Genomic DNA, 21,996 nt, shown 5'->3' on the forward strand with positions numbered 1-21,996 from the left:
TCGGACGCCAAACCGACGCCGCTCGCACGACGGCGGGCTTAGTTCGTCTTCGCATCGGTCTCCTCGCCCGGTTCGACCGCGTCGACACCTTCGGCGGCCTCGACGGCCTCGGTCACTTTCTCGGTGTCGACGTGCCAGCGGTCGACCGACTGGTCGTAGTCGGCCAGTCGGTTCGAGACGCGCATCTTCAGGTCGTCGTCGTTGACGTTGACCTCGAAGACGTACTCCGGGCGGTCCTCGTCGCCGATGCGCCGGAGGTTCGCGCTGACGAGTTCGTTGTCGAAGTAGTAGGGCGCTATCTGGGTCATCACGTTCTTGTAGACGGCGTCCTCGACCTTCCGGAGCGCCTTCCGGCCGGCCGAGTCGGCCGCGCGGGCGACGTAGTCGACCGATTCGCCCCACTTGTCGATGGCCTCGTCGGGTTCGTCCAGGTTCTCGTAGGACTCGCTCAACTTCTCGCCGGCCTTCTGGAGGTCCTCGTCGGGGTTCTTGCCCGCCTGTTCGCCTTTCCCCTCGTCGACGCTGGCCTGCTCGGCGGTCTTCTCGTTGACGTCCTCGTCGAGTCGCTCGTGGCTCTTGGGCCGCCACTCGTCGAACTCCGAGAGGGCGCCGTCCTCGAAGTCGGTCGCGACGTCGTCGTCCGCGACGAGGTCTTTCAGTGCCTGTGTGATTCGCTCGCCGTGCTCGACGACGTCGACCCAACCACCCTGTGTCTTGAATCCGGAGACGCTCTCTTCGATGTCTGCCATTGTAGAACGAGTTCGTGGTAACGACGGTCTGTTACCTCAGTTGAAATGTGTTGTCGCTCCGTCCGGTTAAGCGTTTCCGCCCCGACGAGCGGCGGCCACTTATCAGGGTCCACCGTGTACTATCCGTCGATGCCATCCGCACTATTCGTAGTCAGCGAGCACGGCTACTGGGGCGAGGAGTGTATCGAACCGCTGACCACGCTGTCCGACGCGGGCGTCGACGTCACCGTCGCCACGCCGACGGGCGACAAGCCGGTCATCGACGAGCGCTCGGTCGACCCGGACGAGATCGGCGAGGAGGCCGCCGAGCACATCATGGACGTCCACGAGAACGACGAGCGACTGAACGACCCGACACCCATCGCGCGGGTCGACGCCGCCGACTACGACGCCGTCGTCTTCCCGGGCGGTCACGGCACCGAGTGGGACATCAACCAGGACTCCGACGCGCGCCGGCTCCTGCGCGACGCCGTCGAGAGCGACGACGGCAAGGCCCTCGTCGTCTGTCACGCCGTCGGCATCCTCGCGTTCACGCGGGACAGCGACGGCGGGTTCCTCGCGGCCGGCCGGTCGGTCACCGGGTTCCCGAACGCGTGGGAGGAGGGCATCGTCGACGAGGACGACCTGATGCCGGACGGTCGGAAACTCCCCTACTGGGTCGAGGACGAGGTCAAGGCCGTCGGCGCCGAGTGGGACGCCGAACTCGACGCCGACACGAGCGTCACCGTCGACGGTGACCTCGTCACCGCTCGTGGCCCACCCTCCTCGGCGGCGGCCGCCCGCACGCTGCTGGACGAACTGGGCGTGGAAAGCCCGGCCTAACGCGACTCCGGTTCCGACTCCGTCGTTCGGTTTCGCGCCCTCTGCGTCCGTCCGCAGAGCGTCGTTTTTTCGCCAGCTGACCCCGCTGTAATCTGTGTATATCTTAGTGTGTCGGATGGGAGTTTTAGTGGACGTATGTCACGAAAACACACACGGGAATCCACTCGACGGCGGTTCATCCGAGCCGCTGGACTGACAGGTGTCGTCGCACTCGCCGGCTGTGGCGGCGACGGTGGCGACGGCGGCGACGGTGGTGCCGACACCGAGACGACTGCGAGCGGCGACGGCGGTGACGGCGGTGGCGACGGAACCGAGACGACCGGTGACGGCGGCGACGGCGGGTCGGGAGAGACGCGCCTGTCGTGGCACGCCGGCGGGACCGGCGGGACGTACTTCCCGCTCTCGAACGAGTTCAAGACCATCGTCGAGGCCAACACGGACTTCACGCTGAACGTCCAGTCGACCGGCGCGAGCGTCGAGAACGTCGGCAACCTCGCCAGCGGGGACGCGGACTTCGCGCTCATCCAGAACGACATCGCCTCCTTCGCGAAGAACGGGACCGGTATCGAGGCGTTCCAGGGCAACCCCATCGAGAACCTGATGGGCGTCGCGACGCTGTACCCCGAGACCATCACGGTCGTGACGCTCGCCGACACGGGCATCACGCAACTGTCGGACCTCTCGGGCGCGACGATCAACACCGGCGACCTCGGGTCGGGGACGCAGGTCAACGCTCTCCAGATCCTGGAGGCCGTCGGCATCTCCGACTTCAACGAGCAGAACGCCTCCTTCTCGCAGGCGGCCGACCAGCTCAGGAACGGCGACATCGACGCGGCGTTCGTCGTCGGCGGGTGGCCCGTCGGCGCCATCGAGGACCTCGCGAACACGAACGACCTCGTCATCGTCCCCATCCGCGGGCAGAACCGGGAGGCCGTCAAGGAGGCGGCGTCCTGGTTCGCCGACGACACCATCCCGGGTGGCACCTACACGGGCATCGAGAACGACGTCCAGACCGTGGCCGTGCAGGCGATGATAGCTACCCGCAGTGAACTGTCCGCCTCGACGGTCGAGACCGTGACCGCCGCCATCTTCGACAACGTGGACCAACTCACCATCAAGACGGACTTCATCAGCAAGGAGTCGGCACAGGACGGCATGTCCATCGAACTGCACCCCGGCGCGGCGGCGTACTTCGAGGGCTGACCCGACCCGTGGTGCCCGTATCGCCCGCCAACCGCGTTCGCCGGATGCCCACGACATGAGTCGGCGCGTCGCCGTCGCGCTCGCACTGGTCGCGGTGCTCGCACTCGGGACGGCCTCGGCGGTGCCCGCCCAGCGCGTCCTCGTCGTCGAGGACGCCGAGACCGGGGCGCCGTATCTGACCGTCCCGGTCGAGAACGGGACGACCGTCGCGCTGGAGTACACCCACAGCGTCGAGAAGACCCGGGTCTACGACGGCTACACCGTTCGCGGTGACCGCCTCGTCATGACTCGGATGGAGTTCGAATCGTACGGGTGGGGGCTCCCGAGCCGCGCGAACGTCTCCCACGAGAACGGGACGCTGGTCTACGACCCGGCGGGGGCCTACAGCCGGCTCACCGTCGCGCCCGGCTCGGTCGCCGGGCACCGACTCCACGTGGGCGACCGGACCTACGATCTGGTCGCACTGACCGACGAGCGCTCGGTGACCCTCCACCTCACCCGGCGGTCGGCGCTCGCGGCCGCCACGGACTCGCTCGAGACATGACTACGACACCACCTGACGACGGCGGCTCGACGGAGGACGCGGCCGTCTCCGACGAAGAGGTCGAGGAGGTCCTACAGGAGATAGAGCGCAAACGGTCCCTGCAGGGGGCCGCGGCGGTCGTGGTCGCCGTCATCGGCGTCTCCTTCTCGCTGTTCCAGATGTGGCTGGCGGCGAAGGGATTCGTCCTCTCTATCGACCTGCCGGGCCTCGGCACCATCCAGTTCGCATCGCTCCAGCTGCTCCAGATAAACGCCATCCACGTCGCCTTCGGGCTGGTACTCACCTTCTTGCTGTATCCGACATCGACCGGCGACGGGCCGCTGTCGCGGCGCGCTATCACGCTGACGGGCCGGCTCGACGACCGACTCGGCGCCGACCACCCCGTCACGCGAGCGGTTCGCGGCGTCGGCGGCGTGCTCGCGTGGGTGTTCGTCGACCCGGACTTCGACCGCGTGACGCCGTTCGACGTGGCGTTGATCGGCGTCTCGGTGCTCGCGGCGGCGTACTTCATCACCGACTTCAGCGAGATACAGCGGATGCGCGCGCTCGGACTGGAGTCCGGCCGGCCGATACAGGAGGTGTTCACGTTCCTCGAACCCGTCGCCGGCCTCCTCGGACCGCTCGCCGACACCTCCTACGCGTTCGCACTGGGCGTCGTCGGCGTCCTGTTGGTGCTGGAGGCGACCCGGCGGGCCATCAGCCTCTACCTGATGGTCATCGTCGCGGCGTTCGTCGTCTACGCCCGTTTCGGCTTCCTCATCCCGCAGGAGACGGCCTACGTCGGCGTCCTCTCCATCCCGCCGCTGGACTGGACCTCCATCGTCCAGAACCTCTGGTACAACACGGAGAACGGCGTGTTCGGTATCCCGGTCACCGTCTCCGTGCAGTTCATCTACATCTTCATCCTGTTCGGCGCGTTCTTGGAGATGTCCGGCGCCGGCCAGTGGTTCATCGACCTCGCGTACGGCGCGACGGGGACCCGACGGGGCGGGCCGGCGAAGGCGTCCATCCTCGCCAGCGGCTTCATGGGGACCATCTCCGGGTCCTCCATCGCCAACACCGTCACGACGGGCGCGTTCACCATTCCGCTGATGAAACGCTCGGGCTACCGGCCGGAGTTCGCCGGCGGGGTCGAGGCCTCGGCGTCGTCGGGCGGTCAGATCCTCCCGCCGGTGATGGGCGCCGCGGCGTTCCTCATCGTCCAGTACACCGTGACGCCGTTCCGCGACGTCATCATCGCCGCGGCCATCCCCGCGGTCGTCTTCTTCTTCGGCGTCTGGGTGATGGTCCACTTCGAGGCGACCAAACGGAACATCGGCGGTCTCGACCCCTCCGAACTGGTCGACATCCGCCAGCACCTCAAGAGCGGGTGGTTCTACCTCGTCCCCATCGGCCTCCTGCTGTACTACCTCATCATCGAGCGCCTCTCGGTCGCCCGGTCGGCGTGGTTCACGCTCATCGCCATCGGGGCGCTCGTCGCCCTCGTGGCGGCGTACAGCGACGAGACGCGGGGGCGACTCGCCGCCGTCTTCGGTGCGCTGTTCGTCGCCAACTTCCTCGCCCAACTGCTCGCCGGCGTCGGGTTCCTCGGGGCACTGCTGGGCGACGGGACGGGCGGCCAGTCGGTGCAGGCGGCCTTCGCGGCCACGGTCGGGGGCCTCGGCGGGATGGCCATCGTCGCGGGCGTCGTGACGCTGGCGACGAAGCCGTCTCTCGACTCGCCCATCCTCTCGTTCGACAACGCCGTCGACGACGCCGCCGAGACGACGGCCGACGCCGTCGGGCAGTCGGAACTGGCACAGAACGGCCTCTACCGGCTCACCGTCTTCCTCGGGAAGTCCATGGAGAGCGGCGCGCGGACGGCGGTGCCGGTGGTCATCGCCGTCGCCGCGGCGGGCATCATCCCCGGGGTCATCAGCGTCTCCGGCCTCGGCCCGAACCTGGTGGCGCTCATCCGCGCCGTCGCCGGCGGTTCGCTCGTGTTGCTGTTGCTGGTGACCGCCGTCGCCTCCATCATCCTCGGCATGGGGATGCCGACGACGGTGACGTACATCATCCTCGTCTCGCTGCTCGCGCCGGCGCTGGTCGGGTTCGGCGTCCCCGAACTGGCCGCCCACCTGTTCATCCTCTACTTCGGCGTCATCGCGGACATCACACCGCCCGTGGCGGTGGCCGCCTACGCGGCCTCGGGGGTGGCCAAGTCCGACGCCTTCCAGACGGGCATCGAGGCGTTCTCGCTGTCGCTGAACAAGGCCATCGTCCCGTTCGCGTTCATCCTCGCCCCCGGCATCGTCCTCCTGCGGCGCAAGGAGAACGCGGCCGAACTCCCGCTGGGCGAGCAGTACCGCGTCGTCCAGCTGGCCGACTTCCTCGACCCCGGATTCGCAATCCTCGAGGTGTTCGTCCCGGTCGCTGGGGTGTTCCTCGGCGTCGTGGCGCTGGCGGCGACGGTCATCGGCTACGTCGCCGCGCCGGTCTCCCGGAGCCAGCGGGTCGCCTTCGCGCTCAGTTCGCTCCTGCTGATGGCGCCCGGGTTGGCCGTCTCGGGGCTGTTCGACCTCGTCGGACTGGTCGGCTTCGGCGGCGCCGGCGAGGTGACGCTGGTCGTCGACGTCAGTCTCCGGGCGGTCGGGTTCGTGCTGTTCGTCGCGCTCATGCTGGAGAACCGCCGCCGTGGCGAGGCCGTCGCGGACTCCGCACCGAGTCCCGAACCGGCGTGACCCGGCGGCCCGTCGCCGGCGCGGCCCACGCGCATGTCGTCACAGTTTAATCGGCGCGCGCCGACGGGCCGGGTATGACTATCGAAGAGCGCGGTGACGCCTCGCTCGTCACGCACGCCCTCGCGAAGGACGAACTGTCGCGGCTGCGCGACGTCGAGACCGAACAGGTCGAGTTCCGGAAGGGGCTGGTCCGACTGGGCCGCATCTGCGGCTACGAGATCATCGACGGCCGGATGGAGACGGAGTACACCGAGATTCAGACGCCGCTGACGACGACGATGGGCGAACGGGTCAAAGGGCTGGACGACGTGGTCATCGTCAACGTCCTCCGGGCCGCGACGCCGTTCGTCGAGGGCCTGCTCAAGGCGTTCCCGCGGGCCCGACAGGGCGTCATCTCCGCGAGTCGCGACGAGTCGGCGGGGATGAACGAGGACGGCGAGTTCCCCATCTCCGTCGAGTACGAGAAGATGCCCGACATCGGCGAGGAGGACACCGTCATCGTCGCCGACCCGATGCTCGCCACCGGGTCGACGATGTGTACCGTCCTCGACCACATCACGAGCGACGGCCCCGACCCGGAGCGGCTCATCGTCCTCTCGGCCGTCTCGGCCCCGCCGGGCGTCGTCCGCGTCGCCGAGGCGTTCCCCGACGTGGACCTCCTGACCGTCGCCATCGACGACGAACTCGACGACGACGGCTTCATCGTCCCGGGCCTGGGGGACGCCGGCGACCGGGCGTTCCGCACGGACTGAGCGCGACCCGAAATCGGTTTACGTCGGGTCACACAACAGGCGTGACACCGCGGTACCGGCGATTCCTTCGTCGGTTGTCGAACCCCCTTCTTTCGGTTGGAGAAACGACAGACAGAGGCGGCTTTCCACCTCCACACGAAACGCCGTCGGACGCACGCATGACGGGTCAGGGTCCACCCCGCTCTAGTCGCCTGTCGAACTGTCACTCGTTGGACGCGTCGCCGTCGGCGGTCGACAGGCCGGCGTCTCCCGGTCGCTCCAGCGCCGGGTCGGCGTCGTGGTGGGCGGAGTAGCCGTCGAACCACCGGGCGATGCGCTCGATGCGGTCGACGACGTGGCCGGGTTCGCCCGACCGGGAGAGTTCGTGCCCCTCGCGGGGGTATCGGACCAGCCGCGTGTCGACGCCGTGCTTGCGGAGGCCGCGGTGGAACAGCTCCGCCGTGTTGGCCGGCGTGCGGTAGTCGTCGTCCGAGTGGAGGACGAGCGTCGGCGTGTCGACGGCGTCGGCGTGGGCGACTGGCGAGTGCTCCCAGAGCAGTTCGGGGTCGTCCCACGGCGTCGTGTCGAAGTCGCCCTCGACGAGCTTGTAGGCGGCGTCGGTCGACCCGTAGAACCCCGTGAGGTCGTAGACGCCGCGCTGGGAGACGGCGGCCCGGAAGTAGTCGGTGTGGCCGACGGCCCACGCGGTGAGGTAGCCGCCGAAGGAGCCTCCGGTGAGGAAGACGTTCTCGGGGTCGACGTACGGCCGGTCGGCCACCGCGCGGGCCACGGCCAGCACGTCGGTCAGGGTCACCGCGCCCCAGTCCCGCTCGATGGCCTGCATGAACGCCTCGCCGTAGCCCGTCGACCCGCGCGGGTTGCACCACACGACGACGTACCCCCGCGCGGCCAGCGTCTGGAACTCGTGCCACATCGTCCCGCTGTCGGTCCACATCGCGTGGGGGCCGCCGTGGACCTCGACGACGAGCGGGTAGCTCTCGTCCGGGTCGAACGAGGGGGGCGTGAGCACCCATCCCTCGACGCGGCCCTGTTCGGACTCGACGGCGAGCGGCTCCGGGTCGGCGACCGCCACCGACTTGAGGTAGTCGGCGTTCAGGTCGGTGAGGCGCCGCGGGCCCTCCTCGTCGCCCACGAGGAACACGTCGCCGGGGTGGTCGGCCTCGCTCCGCGTGAGCGCCACCGCGTCGCGCCCGGCGTCGAGGCCGTCGACGTCGCCGCCACGGTGGAGGCGCTCCGGGGCCTCGCTGGCGTCGCCCGGGGCGCGCCAGACGGCGGTCTGGCCCTCGTCCGGCGTCGCGAAGTACAGCGTCTCGCCGTCTGGCCCCCAGACCGGCGCGGCGTCCAACGCCAGCGAGCGGTCGATGGGTGCGGTCACGTCGTGCAGTGTCTCGCCAGCCCGGTCGTAGACGTGGAGCTCGGTCGGTTGCATCGAGGAGCGCTCGCGTTCGGTGTGGAGGTGGGCGATACGGCCGTCGGGGGTGGCTGCGAGGCCGGCAGCCCAGCCCGACGAGCGGTGGACGTCCGTCCGCTCGCCGGTCCCGGTGTCGTGGGCGACGACGTCGTAGCGGACGTCGTCGTCGGGGTCCGAGCCGACCTTCTGTGCCGCGACGTACAGCGTCTCGACGCCGCCCCACGTCGGACTCGCGTGGTCGTGGTCGCAGTCGGTGATTCGCCGGACCTCGTCGTCGTCGGCCACGTCGACGACGTACACCTGCGGTCGGCCGCCGTCGAAGTACTGCTGGCCGGCCCGGTACACCGTCCGGTCGACGACGCGCGGGTCGGGCTCCTCGGGGTCGTACTCCTCGGGAACCGACAGGTCACGGTCGGCGTCCCTGTCCTCGGGCGTGACTCGCTGGACGAACGCGATGCCGGTGCCGTCGGGGCGCCACTCGATGTCCGAGACGCCGCCGACCACGTCGGTCACCTGCCGGGCCTCGCCGCCGTCGGTCGGGAGGACCCACAGTTGCTGTCGGTCGTCGTCGGCCCCGCGGGTCGACGTGAACGCGAGGCGGTCACCGGCGGGCGACCACCGGGGTTCGGCGTCCTCGCCCTCCGCGAGCGTGAACCGCCGCGTCGGGCCGCCGTCGGTGGGGACGACGTGGACCGTTCGCTCGTAGCGCTCCTCGTCGATGGGGTCCCGCCTGACGAACGCGACGCGTTCGCCGTCGGGCGAGAGCCGCGGGTCCTCGGGCGTCGCGACGTCGTGGTAGTCCGCCGCCTCGATGGGTCGGCCGGTCATACCCCACCCTACGGTCGGTCGGTGAAAGTCGTTCGGGCCTCAGCGGTCCGCGTCGGTGTCGATGGTCGCCCGGCCGCTGGTCGCACTGCGGATGCGGTCGCGCAGACCGGCGCCCGCCTCGGTCGGCACCCTGACCGCGAAGGTGACCTCGGCCTCGTAGTCGGCCTCGAACTCGACGCCGGCCGATTCCAGTATCCCGCGGACGCTCCCCGAGTCGTCGTACTCGACCGCGACGGTAAAGCGCTCGTGGGGGACCGACTCGACGACGCCCGCGGCGTCGACGCCGTCCTTGACCGCTCGCGAGTACGCCCGAGCGAGTCCGCCGACGCCGAGGTTCGTCCCGCCGTAGTAGCGGGTGACGACGGCGACGACGTTCTCTATCTCGCGTTGCTGGAGGACGTTCAGCGCGGGTTTGCCGGCGCTCCCGCTGGGTTCGCCGTCGTCGCTCGAGTACTCCCGGAACGGCGACGCGCGGACCCGGTAGGCCGGGACGTTGTGGGTCGCGTCGGCGTACTCCTCGCGGACGTCGGCGACGAACGCCTCGGCGGCCGCGACGGTCTCGACGGGCGCGACGCGGCCGACGAACTCCGAGCCCTGCACCTCGAAGCGGGCCGCCGCCCGTTCCCCGACGGTCCGATAGCGCTCTGGCACGCCCGTCGGTACTCCCGGCGGGCGAATAGCCCTTATCCTTCGTCGGTCTCGCGGCCGCCCCACACGCGCTTATCGAGCACCTGCACCCGCATCCCGTCGCGGACCCGTAGCTGACAGGACAGGCGGGGGTATCCGAAGCGGTCGGCGAGGTCGTCGTGCCAGTGGTCGGGGTCCGGCGGGTCGGCCAGTCGGACGCCGCAGGTCGCACAGAGCCCGCGGCCGCCGCAGTTCAGCCGCCGGGCGTAGTGGCCGTGCGGCGAGATGCCGGCGTCGAGGAGGGCGTCACGGAGGACGGTCTCTGCCTCGGCGACGACCTCGCGGACCTCGCCGTCGGGCGTCTCGACGGTGACCGTCACGGGGTAGCTCATACCACGTCGTCGGCCCGCTCGCGGAAAAACGCTCAGGCCAGTTCGATGGTCCGGACGAACGGCATCTCGCGGATCTCGTTGATGAGGTCGCCCGGCAGCGCCTCGTCGGTGATGACGTAGAGGCGCGGTTCGTCGGTGAACTCCGGGTCCTCGGAGAGCACCTGTCGGATGGAGATGCCCCGGTCGGCGATGGCGCCGGTCACCGTCGAGACGATGCCGGACTCCTCGGCCGACCGCACGGAGACGGTGATGGCGGTGAGGTCGAGCACCGGCGCCAGGTCGAGCAGACTCGGGACCGAGGAGATGTTGCGGAAGATGCGCCGCAACTCCTCGTCGGCCAGGATGGCGTCCGTCGTCGCGTTCACGACCCGGCGGTCGACGTCGGCCTCGCGGGCGATGCCGGTGTTCGGAATCTCGATGCCGCCCGAGACGACGCGGCCCTCCTCGTTGACCGAGAACCCCCGCTCCAGCAGGAGGCGGATGACCGCCTGCTGGCCCGGCGAGTCCTCGAACTTCGCCATTATCTCGTCGAACATCGGCGCTACAGCTCGCCCTTCGTGCTCGCGACGTCCGACCGCCGCTCGTCGATGCGCGTCGCGTCGTCGAGCGCCCGCGCCAGCCCCTTGAACAGCGCCTCTATCTCGTGGTGGGCGTTCTCCCCGTCGACGCCACAGTGGAGGGTCAGGCCGGCGTTGGTCGCCAGCGAGCGCCCGAAGTGTTTCGCCATGTGGCTGGTCAGCCCGCCGACCTCGGCCTGGGAGAACTCGCCGTCGAACTCGTAGTAGGGCCGGCCCGAGATATCGACGACGACGCTGGCGACGGCCTCGTCCAGCGGCACCTTCCGGTCGGCGAAGCGGACGATGCCGCGCTTCTCGCCCAGCGCCTCGTCGAACGCCTCGCCGAGCGTGATGGCCACGTCCTCGACGGTGTGGTGGTCGTCGATTTCGAGGTCGCCGTCGCAGTTGACGGTGAGGTCGAACAGGCCGTGCGTCGAGAAGGCGTCGAGCATGTGGTCGAAGAAGCCGATGCCGGTGTCGACGGTCGAGTCGCCGTCGCCGTCGACGTCGAGCGTCACCTCGATGTCCGTCTCGGCCGTCTCGCGCGTGACGGCCGCCGTGCGGTCGCTCATACGTTGACTCTGACGGGCCGCCTATATGGGGATTGTGTCCGCTGTGTGTGCCAGAGGTCCGCGTCCGCGCGCCCACCGTACCCGGTCCGGCCGCTTCGCCGGGGCGGAACCGCATCCGGTCGGGGCGGTGCCGGACGTCGCCCGTCGAGACCGGACTTGGAGCCCTGCGCCCGGCCGTCAGGCGTCCCGGACGCCGCCGGCGACGTACCACGTCACGAGCAGGAGCGCGAGCAGCACCAGCAGTGGAACCGCCAGCAGGCGCATCGCGCGGACGATGTCCGACCCGCTGATGACGAACCCCATCGCGGCAGGGACGGCGGCGATGCCGGCCGAGGAGGTGACGGCGGCCATGGCGTTGACCGGCGCGCTGTGTTCGGGCACCGCCTCCGTCGCGTACGCCAGCATCGTCGGATAGAGGCCCGACAGCGTCAGCCCGATGGCGAAGTAGCCGACCAGCAGGCCGTAGCCGTCGGCGAGGAAGAACGTGTAGGCGAACGTGGGGAGGGTCAGCGCGGTCAGCGCCACGCTCAACCGGACGTAGCCGAAGCGCTCGGAGAGCCGACCGGAGAGGAAGCGACCGGGGATGTACCCGACCAGCAGTACCGACAGCGACGCCGTCGCCAGCGCGTCGGGCAGGCGCCCCTCGGCGAAGGTGGTCAGCCACGTGAACAGGCCCCCTTCGAAGCCCGCCGAGAGGAAGAGGCCGACGGCCGTCGCCAGCACCTCGGGTCGACGACCGATGCGGCGTAATTCCGCGAGGTCCAGCGGGTCGTCGCTGCCCTCGACGTCAGGCGCCGGGAGGACGAGGACCAACAGCGTGAGGGGGACGAACGCGAGACCGAGCGCGTAGTAGGCGTAGCGCCAGTTGTTCGCGGCAACGGCGGCGGCGACGAGCAGCGGGCCGAACACCGCGCCGACGGCCCACATCATGTCGTAGTATCCGAACAGGCGGCCACGTTGGTTCGGATAGAGGTGGCTCAACAGCGGGCGGTCGGTCCCGCGACCGACCCCGCTGAACACCCCGCGCCCGAGCAACGCCGCCAGAAAGAGGACGAACGACGGCACGAGTCCCATGGTGAAGATGCTGACACCCGTGCCGGCAACACCGATGAGGAGTAGTCGGCGGGTGTCTAACCGGCCCGCGACGGCCCCGACGAGCATCACGACGGTGAGAAAACCGAGGGTCCCCGCTGGCGCGACTAACCCGAGTTGCCACTCCGGGACACCGAATGCCTGGCGGAGCGACGGGATGACCGCCCCGCGAATCTGGAGTGCCGCCCCCAGCAGTGCGACGTAACCGAAAGTGACCACCGTCCACCACCGGCGACTCGTCCGCTGGGCGTCGCTCTCGCCCCCCGTCTCCGTCGCCGTCTCGGTGACCGTCTCGCTCATACGTGGGGCTGTGCGCACTGGTGGAAAAATATTTTGTATCCAATAACACAATCTTCGACCATGTCTGCGGAGACGCTACGCGAGCACCTCGCGACGTTCGGCCTCTCGGAGAAGGAGATCGCGGCGTATCTGGCGGTGCTGCGGGCCGGCGAGGCCACCACTGGCGAGGTGTCCGCGGCCGCAGACGTCTCACAGGGGTACGTCTACGAGATAGCGGCGGCACTCACCGACCGGGGACTGGTGACCATCGACGAGACAGCCAGCCCGACGGTCCTGCGGGCGCGGCCGCCGGAGGAGGCGCTGGGCTCGCTCGCCTCGCGACTCGACGAACTCCGCGAGAGCGTCGAGTCGCTGTACACCGCTCCCGCCGACGAGGGGGCGACACTCGAAGTGGTCCACTCGCGGGCGACGGTGCGAAAGCGGGCCGCCGGCTACCTCGAGCGCGCCGACCGGGAGGCGTTCCTCGTCCTCCCGGCCCCCGAGGTGAGCCACCTCCGCGACGCGCTCGCCGCCGCACGGGACCGCGGCGTGTTCGTCTATCTGCTCGCCGCCGCCCCGCTCTCGGCCGAGGCCCTCGACCTCGACTGGGCCACCTGTGCCGACGTGGTGCGGACGTGGGACGCCGCGCCGCCGGTCCACGTCCTCGTCGACGATACGACCGGGCTGTTCGGTTCACACGGCATCCTCTCCGGCCGGCACGGCGAGGAGTACGCGCTGGCGTTCGCCCAGCGAGAGGTCTGGAGTGGCTTCTTCGGCAACGCCGTCGCCAACTTCTGGCCGATGGGCGAGGACCGCTACGTCACCGACCCGGACCCGCTTCCGACGACGTACGGTCACCTCCGGACCGCCGCGACCAACGCCGCGCTCCACCGGGCGGCCGGCCGGGAGCTGCTGGCCGACGTCGCCCTCGAAGACGTCGCCGACGGCACCGAGCGACGGTACGACCGGGTCCCGGTCGTCGACGTCCGCCAGAACCTCGTCGGCGACCCGACCAACGACTTCCCGATGGAGAACAGCCTCGTCTTCGAGACGCCGGACGGCCGCGTCGCCGCGGGCAACGCCGACGGCGGTATCGGGCCGTTCTACGAGGGGTTCGGGGCGACGTCGGTGACGCTGTACGAGGGCTAGCGAGGGCCGCTCCCTTCGGTCGCGCTCCGCACCGCACTTCCTGCTCGCGGTTCCCTGCGGTCACCGCTGTGCTTCTCCGAGGGCCGCTCCCTTCGGTCGCGCCCCTCGCTACTCCACGGCGGCCATCGCCGATTCGAGCGTGAACCTTCCCTCGTAGAGGGCGCTCCCGACGACGACGGCCGCCGCGCCCGCGTCGTCGAGGGCCACCACGTCTTCGACGGTGGCGACCCCACCGCTGGCGACCACGGGGATGTCGACGCTCTCGACGAGACGGCGCACCGGTTCGGTACGGACTCCCTCCAGTTGCCCCTCGACGTCGACGTCCGTGAAGAGGATGCCGCCGGCACCCAGGTCCTCGTAACGCCGGGCGGCTTCGGCGGGGTCCAGTCCGGTCCCCTCGGTCCACCCAGAGACGACGACCTCGCCGTCTCTCGCGTCGAGACTGACGAGGACGCTCTCGGGGTGGGACGCGCTGATCTCGGCGACGAGGTCGGGGTTCTCGACGGCGGCGGTGCCGAGGATGACCCGGTCGACGCCGCGGTCCAGCAACGCGACGGCGTCCTCTGCGGTGCGGATGCCGCCGCCCAACTGCACGTCGACGTCGTCCCCGACGGCGTCCAACACGGCGTCGATGGCGTCGGCGTTCTCGCGCTCGCCCTCGAACGCGCCGTCCAGGTCGACGAGGTGGAGGGTCCGGGCGCCGGCCGCGACCCAGCGTTCGGCCGCCTCGACGGGGTCGCCGTACGTCTTCTCGGTGCCGCGCTCGCCGCCCACCAGTTGCACGACCTGCCCGTCCTGCATGTCGACGGCCGGCACGACCTCGAACTCTGGGAACATGGGCGTGGCTGGGTCGGCGGCGGGCGAAAGCGTGTCGGTCCGGCGTGCGCGGCGCCGACCGGCGTCCAGAGAGTCGACAGGACGCGACCCCACGTTTTTACCCCGGCGTGGGAAACGTCAGCTATGGCCACTGGAATCCCGCTGCTCTCACCGCTGGCCCGTCGGCTCGAGGCCGTCATGTTCGGGAAGTACGAGGACCAGTACCGAGTGTTCGCACAGGCCGTGCTGGTCGTCGCCGTCGGGCTGTCACTCGCGTGGGGGGCGACCGCCCTCGGTCTCGTGTCCCTCTCGGCCGGCGTGACCTCGGCGCTCGCGATGGCCGCCAGCATCGCCGTCTCGGCGTTCGTCGTCGTCGGCCTCCTGCAGTTCCTCGTGCTGGCGAACGTCCTCGAACGCACGAACGAGGACGTCGCCACGAAGGCGGCCGAACTGGAACAGGCCGCAGCGCAACTCGAACAGACCGCCGAGGAACTGGAGACGACCGCCGACTCGGTCGAGGACGCCGCCGAGACCGTCGACGAGGCGGCCGAGGACGTCGAACGGACGGCCGACGAGGTGGAACGGACCGCGGACGAGGTCGAACAGACGGCCGACGAGGTCGAACAGACCGCGGCACGGACCGGGGACGAGGACGCCGCCGAGACGGTCACCGAGGTCAAGGACAGGACCACGGAGGCGAAGGACAGGACGACCGAGGTCAAGGACAAGACGACGGAGGTGAAAGACAGGGCCACCCGGGCCAAGGACAAGACCAGCGAGGCGAAGGAGACCGCCGAGTCGGTCACCGAGGAGGTCGAGGCTGCCAAAGAGACGGCCAGCGAGGTCGAGGAGACGGCAGCGGAGAAACGGGCACGGCTGGCCGACGCCGACGACGACGCCGGCAGTGACGACCGCAGCGGGCAGTAGGACGGCGCCCTCGGACCCCGCGTCTGCGGTCGGTACCCTTTAACGGACGCCCGGCTTGCATCGTGTATGGTCGAGGTTCTCTTCGCGCTCGGACTCGTCGTCGCCGTCTTCGTCGGTTTCAACATCGGGGGCTCCTCGACGGGCGTCGCCTTCGGCCCGGCCGTCGGGAGCAACACCCTCACGAAACTCTCTGCGGCCGCGTTGATGACCGTCTTCGCCCTCGCGGGGGGCCTGCTCGTCGGCCCCGCCGTGGTCAAGAGCCTCGGCAGCGACCTGGTGGCGACCCAGTTCTCGCCGCTGGTCAGCATCGTCGTCCTCTTCTTCATCGGCACCGCGCTCTTCCTCTCGAACGTCGCGGGCGTGCCGGCGTCGACGTCGATGACCGCCGTCGGAGCGATCGCCGGCCTCGGGCTGGCCGAGCAGACGCTCAACGAGGGGCTGATGCTCGAGATCGTCTCGTGGTGGCTCGTCTCGCCCATCATCGCCTTCTGGGTCAGCGGCGTCATCGGCCGGTACTTCTACCCCACCCTCGTCGAGTGGTTCGCCGTCTCCCAGAGCGAGGGGGCGCTGGTGACCGTCGACCGCTCGGGGACCCTGCCGCGGCTCCGACTCGGCGAGAACACGACGCCGCGGGAGTTCGTCGGCACCGTCGTCGTCATCGGCATCGGCTGTTACATGGGCTTCTCGGCGGGGGCCTCGAACGTCGCCAACGCCGTCGCGCCGCTGGTCGGGAACGGGTCGCTGGACCTCTACCCGGCCATCCTGCTGGGCGGTGGCGCCATCGGCCTCGGCGCGTTCACCATCGCCCGGCGGACGATGGACACCGTCGGCAACGACCTCACCGACCTCCCCCTCGTGGCCGCCATCGTCGTCGCCGCCGTCGCCTCGACCATCGTCACCTTCCTGTCGGCGCTGGGCATCCCCGCGAGTTTCGTCATCATCGCGACGATGAGCATCGTCGGCCTCGGATGGGGGCGTGCGACGCGGACGACGACCCTCTCGGAGACGGTGAAAGGCGAGGTGCCGGCGGCCTCGGTCGGGTCGCTGACCGCCGACCCCGCGCCGACCGTCGGCGACCGGACGGGGAACCCGCCGCCCGAGGACCACGAGCCCATCGGGCAGGAGTCTCGCGAGGACATCCCGACGGCGTCGGACCTGTTCGAACCCGGGACGACCGCACGGGTCATCTTCCTCCAGAACGTCGTCCCGTCCATCGCGACCGTCGCGGCGTACCTCGTGTTCCGCTACTTACCGGTCGCCTGAACCCGGCGCTGTCCCTCACAATCGTTCATGCGAGCGTCCTGAAGGGCAAAGTCTAACAAGTCGGCCGACGAACCACGCAGTTGATGCCCACGGTAGAGTACCTTAACTACGAAGTAGTGGACGACAACGGCTGGGACATGTACGAGGACGACGTCTTCGGTGAGGCCGCGGACATGGACCTCAGCGACGAGGACTACGGCTCGCTCGAGGTCAACGAAGGCGAGTATATCCTCGAAGCGGCAGAGGCACAGGGCTACGACTGGCCCTTCTCGTGCCGCGCTGGCGCCTGTGCGAACTGCGCTGCCATCGTTCTGGAAGGCGACATCGACATGGACATGCAGCAGATCCTCAGCGACGAGGAGGTCGAAGACAAGAACGTCCGCCTGACCTGCATCGGCAGCCCCGACGCCGACGAGGTCAAGATCGTCTACAACGCCAAGCACCTCGACTACCTGCAGAACCGCGTCATATAACGCTGTTCTGCGGTTTTCACCGCTTTCGCACCGGGTAGCCGCTGCTGTACCGCGGCGGCGCTTCCCTGACCCGGAACCATTAGGGCCGTCGCCGTGGGACCCCAAGGCGTGCTGGGGTCGACACCGGACCTGTTGCGACTGCTCGCGGTCCCCGTGTTCGGGTGGGCGGCGTACCGCGACGTGAAGACCCGCCGGGTTCCCAACCGGGCGTGGGTGCCGCTGGCGGTACTCGCGGTCGTCCTGCTCCTGTGGGACAGTTACGCGGTCCTCACCGGGCCGACGGCCGGCCGTGCGTTCCTGCTCCGCGTGGCCATCAGTCTGGGCTTCGTCGCGCCGCTGGCCTACGGGTTCTGGCTCATCGGCGGGTTCGGCGGCGCCGACGCGAAGGCGTTCATGCTGGTCGCCGTCCTCTTCCCCGTCTACCCCGTCTACTATCTCCCGACGGCGGCGCTCCCGCTGGAACCGTCGGCACTGGGCGTGTTCTCCCTGACCATCCTCTCGAACACCGTCCTCGCCGGCGTCGTCTACCCGCTCGGCGTCGCGGTGACGAACCTCGCCCGCGGCCGCTTCTCGCTGGCGATGTTCATCGGCAGACCGGTCGCGGTCGAACAGGTCCCCGAGGAGTACGGCCGACTGCTGGAGACCACCGACGGGTTCACGCGGAGCGGCCTCGACATCGACGCCCTCAGGATGTACCTCCAGTGGCGCGGCGCGACGCTGGCCGCGGTGCGGGCCGACCCCGACGGCCACCGCGACCCCGACTCGCTCCCCGCGACGTTCAACGACCCCGGCGACGGCTCTATCGCGACCGACGGCGGCGTCTCGACGGACGCACCCGAGTTCGGCACCGCCGACACCGCCGACCCGTGGGGCGCCGAGCGGTTCCTCGAGGACATCGAGGGGTCGGCCTACGGCACCTCGCCCGAGCAGTTGCGCGAGGGGCTCGAAGTGCTGGTCAGCGAGGACGAGGTGTGGATATCCCCCGGTATCCCCTTCCTCGTCCCGATGTTCGCCGGCCTGGTCGTCTCGCTGGTGTACGGCGACGTGCTGTACGCCCTGCTCGGGCTCGTCGGGGTGGCGTGAGTCCGCCCGGGACACGACCCGAACCACCACGACGGCGTCGCCGGTCACGACGGCGGCGTCGCCGGCCCGGTCGCCCACGCGGGCCGAGCGTCGGGTCGGTGAACGCTCGCGGGCCAGCCACGACAAAAGACCTATCTTCGGGACAGGCGACCCATCGGGTATGACAGACGTGGCCCTCGCGTTCGACGAGCAGGAGTACATCCCGGCGGTCGCACAGGACGCCGACTCCGGCGAGGTGCTGATGCTCGCCTACGTCACCGAGGAAGCGCTCGAACGGACCCGCGAGACGGGCTACGCCCACTACTACTCCCGGAGCCGCGACGAACTCTGGCAGAAGGGCGCCACGAGCGGCCACACGCAGGCGATTGAGGAGGTGCGGGTGGACTGCGACGGCGACGCCCTGCTCTATCTGGTCGACCAGTCCGGCGGCGCCTGCCACACCGGCTACGAGTCCTGTTTCTACCGGACCGTCGACGGCGAGACGGTCGGCGAACAGGTGTTCGACCCCGACGACGTGTACTGATGGTCGACGCTGCCGCGACCCTCCGCGCTGCCGCCGAGGAACGCGACCGGGCCAGAGAGCGCGTCGAGGCGGTCGGCGAGGAGCGGCTCCGCGCCTGCCAGCGCGTCCACCAGGAGCTCCGGGACCTGCTGGACCGCTACGAGGATACCGCGACGGGGAGCGGCGACTTCCAGGCGTTCACGGAGTTCCAGGGCGCCGTCGCGACGCTGACCGACGGCCTCGACGAGGACCTGCCCGAGCGCGAGACGTTCGAGGCCATCGACGAGTCCCTCCAGAAGCGACGGCTCACCGAGAGCGACTTCGAGTCCGCGCGGTCGCGACTCGACCCGGTCGCCGACCTCGTCGGCCGTCTCGACGAGTGGGAGCAGGCCCGCGAGGACTACGCCGACGCCCGCCGGACCGCCCGGCGACGGCTGGACGAGATAGCGGAGCGCGTCGACGAACTGGAGCGCCTCCAGCGTCTGGGCGAGGCGGACCTGGACGCGCCGGTCGACGCCCTGCGGGACCCCATCGCGGCCTACGACGACGCCGTCCGCGAGTCGTTCCGCGAGTTCCGGCGCGAGGCGCCCGCTCGCGAGGTGCTGTCGGTGGTCGAACGGGCCGACGCGTTCCCGCTGGTCGAGTTCCGGCCGCCGCCCGAGGAGCTACTGCGCTACGTCCGCGAACACGACGCCGGCACGGAACCGGTGCCGACGCTGCTGGAGTACGCCGACTACTCGGCGTCGAAACTCGACCACTACGTCGACGACACGGCGGCGCTCCAGCGGGCCGTCGCCACGCGGCGGACGTACCTCCGGAACCTGGACGCGGACCCGCTGACGGTGGGGTGGCCGCCCCCGCCCGCAGACCACCTGCCGTGGCTCGTCCGTGAGTACCGCTCCGTACTCGCCGGCTTCGCCGACGACGCGGTGGTCGCGCGCCTGCGGGACGTGCGGGCGCTCGCCGACCGCGAGGACTACGCGACCCTGCGAGAGAGCGCGCTCGCCCGCGAAGAGCTCTCCGCCGCGGAGCGCGAGCGCCTCGAAGACGGCGCCGTCGCCGACGAACTCGAGTCGCTCCGCGCGGAGCGGGACGCCGTCGAGTCGGCGCTCGACGAGCACGGCCCGCTGTGAGTCAGGCGTCGTTCGCAGCCGTCCGGTCCGTGGCCGCGTCGACCATCTGGCCGGCGAGTGCTTCGGCCCGTTCCGGCGACCGGGCCTCGGCGTAGACGCGGACGACCGGTTCGGTCCCGGAGGGACGAGCCAACACCCAGCCGTCGCCGTAGTCCAGCCGCCAGCCGTCGGTCGTGTCGAGGTCGGCGACGGCCGCCTCGGCGTGGGCCTCGATGCCGGCGAGCATCGACTCGCGCTGGGCCTCGTCCTCGACGGTGAGGTTCCGGCGGACGTTGTAGTACTCGTCGTAGGGCGCGACCAGTTCGCGGGCCGGCGTCTCCGCGACGAGCTCACAGAAGCGGGCGGCGGTGTAGGCGCCGTCGCGGGCGATGCGGTAGTCCGGGAAGAGGATGCCGCCGTTGCCCTCGCCGGCGACGCTGACGTGGGTCCCCTCCGCCTCCAGTTCGCGGATGCGACTGACGATGTGGGTCGACCCGATGGGCGTCAACGAGAGGCGCGCGTCGGCGTCGGTCACCGCGTCCACGAGCCGCTGGGAGGCGTTGACCGCCGAGACGACGCCCTCCCCGGCGTCGAGTTCGGCGGCCGCGAGCGCCGCCAGCGCGGCGTCGCCCTCGATGTGCTCGCCGGTGCCGTCGACGAACATCGCCCGGTCGGCGTCCCCGTCGTGGGCGATGCCGAGGTCCGCGTCCGTCGCCTCGACGTAGGCCCGCAGGTCGCCGAGGTTCGCCGCGACCGGTTCGGGGTTCCGGCCGGGGAAGTGCCCGTCGGGTTGGGCGTTGACCGTGTGGACCGTACAGCCCAGTTCGCGGAACAGGTCGGGACTGGTCAGACAGCCCGCGCCGTGGCCGGGGTCGACGACGACGGTGAGGTCGGCCTCGGCGATGCGCTCGCGGTCGACGGCGTCGACGACCGCCTCGCGGTAGGTCCGGCGCGCGCTCTCGACGGGGCGGTCCTCGCCCACGCCGTCCCACGCGGCCTGTTCCACGTCGCCCGAGAGCGCCACCTCGACGCGGTCCAGCGTCGCTCGGGTCAGCTCGACGCCGTCGGCCCCGATCAGCTTCACGCCGTTGTACGCCGGCGGGTTGTGGCTCGCGGTGATCATCACGCCCGGGACCCCCTCTCGGTCGCAGTAGGCCTGCAACCCCGGCGTCGGGACGACGCCGAGCCGGTCGACGTCGAACCCGGTGCCGGTGAGACCGCTGGTGGCGGCGTTGACGTACGTCCGCCCGGTCGTCCGGGTGTCGTGCGCGATGGCGACGCGGTCGTACTCGTCGGTCCAGACGCTCGCGGCCGCCTGTGCGACCCGCAGGACGTACCGCGGGGTCAGCTCTTCGCCCGCGACGCCCCTGACACCGCTCGACCCGAACACGTGCATTCAATCGGGAGTGTGTCGCCGACCGGCTTATGAATGTCGCCGTTACTCGGCGTGTCGCCTGACCCGGCGGTCCCCCAGAGTGATTCCAACAGCCATTAGCCACCGGCCCCGAACCAGCACGTATGGCCAACGACGAACTCATCGCGGCGCTTCGGGACGCCGACGCGGTCAAGTACGGGGAGTTCGAGCTCTCCCATGGCGGCACCTCGAACTACTACGTCGACAAGTACGTCTTCGAGACGAACCCGCGGTGTCTGGAGCTCGTCGCCGCGGCGTTCGCGGAGCGCGTGACGGACACGAAACTCGCCGGCGTCGCGCTCGGCGGGGTGCCGCTGGTGGCGGTCACCAGCGTCGAGACGGGCCTGCCCTACGTCATCGCCCGCAAGCAGCAGAAGGAGTACGGCACCGCGAACCTCGTCGAGGGAGCACTGGAGGAGGGCGAGGAGGTCGTCGTCATCGAGGACATCGCGACGACCGGCCAGAGCGCCATCGACGCCGCCGAGGCGCTGCGGGAGGCGGGCGCGGTCGTGAACCGCGTCCTCGTCGTCGTCGACCGCGAAGAGGGCGCCCGCGAGAACCTCGCCGACCACGGCCTCGAACTGGAGGCGCTGGTGACGGCATCGGACCTGCTGGCCGACGCGCCGGAGGACGTCGACGTCTAACCGCGGGCGGGCGACGGCACGCACCGGCCGCCCGGAACTCGTCGTCCAGCCGACCATTATCGGCC

At 70.1% G+C, this 21,996-nt stretch carries 22 protein-coding genes; 13 read left to right on the forward strand and 9 right to left on the reverse strand.

Annotation, left to right across the window (positions count from 1 at the left end; genetic code table 11):
* Nucleotides 1–38: 38 nt before the first annotated feature.
* Nucleotides 39–749 carry a DUF5828 family protein gene (locus ACV7GQ_RS17205; protein ID WP_470311425.1) on the reverse strand — a complete coding sequence of 237 codons (711 nt, stop codon included), beginning with the start codon at nt 747–749 and terminating at the stop codon, nt 39–41.
* Between the two features lie 129 nt (nt 750–878).
* Between ACV7GQ_RS17205 and ACV7GQ_RS17210 the strand changes: the two genes are divergently transcribed.
* The 5 genes from ACV7GQ_RS17210 (at nt 879) to upp (ending at nt 6,790) form a co-directional block, all read left to right on the forward strand.
* Nucleotides 879–1,571, forward strand: coding sequence for a type 1 glutamine amidotransferase domain-containing protein (locus tag ACV7GQ_RS17210; RefSeq protein ID WP_470311426.1), 693 nt, complete (start codon nt 879–881; stop codon nt 1,569–1,571).
* A gap of 135 nt (nt 1,572–1,706) precedes the next feature.
* Nucleotides 1,707–2,774: a TAXI family TRAP transporter solute-binding subunit gene (locus ACV7GQ_RS17215; protein ID WP_470311427.1), complete on the forward strand. Its 1,068-nt coding sequence runs from the start codon at nt 1,707–1,709 to the stop codon at nt 2,772–2,774.
* A gap of 55 nt (nt 2,775–2,829) precedes the next feature.
* Nucleotides 2,830–3,318 (forward strand): DUF1850 domain-containing protein, encoded by a 489-nt coding sequence (locus ACV7GQ_RS17220; RefSeq protein ID WP_470311428.1) that lies wholly within the window; start codon nt 2,830–2,832, stop codon nt 3,316–3,318.
* Entirely contained in the window at nt 3,315–6,038 is a 2,724-nt protein-coding gene (locus tag ACV7GQ_RS17225; RefSeq protein WP_470311429.1) for a TRAP transporter permease, read from the forward strand. The genes ACV7GQ_RS17220 and ACV7GQ_RS17225 overlap by 4 nt, the downstream gene beginning before the upstream one ends.
* A gap of 74 nt (nt 6,039–6,112) precedes the next feature.
* The gene (gene upp / locus ACV7GQ_RS17230) at nt 6,113–6,790 is read left to right on the forward strand and encodes a uracil phosphoribosyltransferase (RefSeq protein ID WP_470311430.1); all 678 of its coding nucleotides are present in this window, start codon (nt 6,113–6,115) and stop codon (nt 6,788–6,790) included.
* Between the two features lie 202 nt (nt 6,791–6,992).
* On the opposite strand, the gene ACV7GQ_RS17235 is transcribed toward upp, so the two are convergent.
* The 6 genes from ACV7GQ_RS17235 to ACV7GQ_RS17260 form a co-directional block, all read right to left on the reverse strand.
* Nucleotides 6,993–9,029: a S9 family peptidase gene (locus ACV7GQ_RS17235; RefSeq protein ID WP_470311431.1), complete on the reverse strand. Its 2,037-nt coding sequence runs from the start codon at nt 9,027–9,029 to the stop codon at nt 6,993–6,995.
* Between the two features lie 39 nt (nt 9,030–9,068).
* The gene (locus ACV7GQ_RS17240) at nt 9,069–9,680 is read right to left on the reverse strand and encodes an IMPACT family protein (protein WP_470311432.1); all 612 of its coding nucleotides are present in this window, start codon (nt 9,678–9,680) and stop codon (nt 9,069–9,071) included.
* A 32-nt stretch (nt 9,681–9,712) separates the two neighbouring features.
* Nucleotides 9,713–10,048 (reverse strand): 2Fe-2S iron-sulfur cluster-binding protein, encoded by a 336-nt coding sequence (locus ACV7GQ_RS17245; RefSeq protein WP_470311433.1) that lies wholly within the window; start codon nt 10,046–10,048, stop codon nt 9,713–9,715.
* 32 nt (nt 10,049–10,080) lie between these two features.
* On the reverse strand, nt 10,081–10,584 hold the full coding sequence (locus tag ACV7GQ_RS17250) for an amino acid-binding protein (RefSeq protein ID WP_470311434.1): 504 nt from the start codon (nt 10,582–10,584) through the stop codon (nt 10,081–10,083).
* A 5-nt stretch (nt 10,585–10,589) separates the two neighbouring features.
* On the reverse strand, nt 10,590–11,177 hold the full coding sequence (gene hisB / locus ACV7GQ_RS17255) for an imidazoleglycerol-phosphate dehydratase HisB (protein ID WP_470311435.1): 588 nt from the start codon (nt 11,175–11,177) through the stop codon (nt 10,590–10,592).
* Nucleotides 11,178–11,354: 177 nt separating this feature from the next.
* The gene (locus tag ACV7GQ_RS17260; protein ID WP_470311436.1) at nt 11,355–12,569 is read right to left on the reverse strand and encodes an MFS transporter; all 1,215 of its coding nucleotides are present in this window, start codon (nt 12,567–12,569) and stop codon (nt 11,355–11,357) included.
* A 60-nt stretch (nt 12,570–12,629) separates the two neighbouring features.
* Between ACV7GQ_RS17260 and ACV7GQ_RS17265 the strand changes: the two genes are divergently transcribed.
* A complete protein-coding gene (locus ACV7GQ_RS17265) occupies nt 12,630–13,697 on the forward strand; it encodes a TrmB family transcriptional regulator sugar-binding domain-containing protein (RefSeq protein ID WP_470311437.1) in 1,068 nt (355 codons plus the stop codon).
* 108 nt (nt 13,698–13,805) lie between these two features.
* Here ACV7GQ_RS17265 and hisA read toward each other — a convergent pair whose 3' ends face one another.
* Complete coding sequence (hisA, locus tag ACV7GQ_RS17270) at nt 13,806–14,534, reverse strand: 1-(5-phosphoribosyl)-5-[(5-phosphoribosylamino)methylideneamino]imidazole-4-carboxamide isomerase (protein WP_470311438.1); 729 nt, start codon at nt 14,532–14,534, stop codon at nt 13,806–13,808.
* Nucleotides 14,535–14,657: 123 nt separating this feature from the next.
* Between hisA and ACV7GQ_RS17275 the strand changes: the two genes are divergently transcribed.
* From ACV7GQ_RS17275 to ACV7GQ_RS17300, 6 genes are all read left to right on the forward strand, one after another.
* Complete coding sequence (locus tag ACV7GQ_RS17275) at nt 14,658–15,440, forward strand: hypothetical protein (RefSeq protein ID WP_470311439.1); 783 nt, start codon at nt 14,658–14,660, stop codon at nt 15,438–15,440.
* A 66-nt stretch (nt 15,441–15,506) separates the two neighbouring features.
* The gene (locus ACV7GQ_RS17280; RefSeq protein WP_470311440.1) at nt 15,507–16,703 is read left to right on the forward strand and encodes an inorganic phosphate transporter; all 1,197 of its coding nucleotides are present in this window, start codon (nt 15,507–15,509) and stop codon (nt 16,701–16,703) included.
* A gap of 83 nt (nt 16,704–16,786) precedes the next feature.
* Complete coding sequence (gene fer1, locus ACV7GQ_RS17285; protein ID WP_470311441.1) at nt 16,787–17,176, forward strand: ferredoxin Fer1; 390 nt, start codon at nt 16,787–16,789, stop codon at nt 17,174–17,176.
* Between the two features lie 108 nt (nt 17,177–17,284).
* Nucleotides 17,285–18,259 (forward strand): A24 family peptidase, encoded by a 975-nt coding sequence (locus ACV7GQ_RS17290; RefSeq protein ID WP_470311442.1) that lies wholly within the window; start codon nt 17,285–17,287, stop codon nt 18,257–18,259.
* A gap of 160 nt (nt 18,260–18,419) precedes the next feature.
* Entirely contained in the window at nt 18,420–18,782 is a 363-nt protein-coding gene (gene hisI / locus ACV7GQ_RS17295) for a phosphoribosyl-AMP cyclohydrolase (protein WP_470311443.1), read from the forward strand.
* The gene (locus ACV7GQ_RS17300) at nt 18,782–19,894 is read left to right on the forward strand and encodes a DUF7118 family protein (protein WP_470311444.1); all 1,113 of its coding nucleotides are present in this window, start codon (nt 18,782–18,784) and stop codon (nt 19,892–19,894) included. Before hisI ends, ACV7GQ_RS17300 begins: the two co-directional genes overlap by 1 nt.
* 1 nt (nt 19,895) lies before the next feature.
* Here ACV7GQ_RS17300 and glmM read toward each other — a convergent pair whose 3' ends face one another.
* Nucleotides 19,896–21,269, reverse strand: a complete 1,374-nt coding sequence (gene glmM / locus ACV7GQ_RS17305) for a phosphoglucosamine mutase (RefSeq protein WP_470311445.1) — start codon at nt 21,267–21,269, stop codon at nt 19,896–19,898.
* Between the two features lie 122 nt (nt 21,270–21,391).
* Between glmM and pyrE the strand changes: the two genes are divergently transcribed.
* Nucleotides 21,392–21,931 carry an orotate phosphoribosyltransferase gene (gene pyrE / locus ACV7GQ_RS17310; protein ID WP_470311446.1) on the forward strand — a complete coding sequence of 180 codons (540 nt, stop codon included), beginning with the start codon at nt 21,392–21,394 and terminating at the stop codon, nt 21,929–21,931.
* Nucleotides 21,932–21,996 lie beyond the last annotated feature (65 nt).

The organism is Haloarcula sp. MBLA0163 (assembly GCF_055632435.1).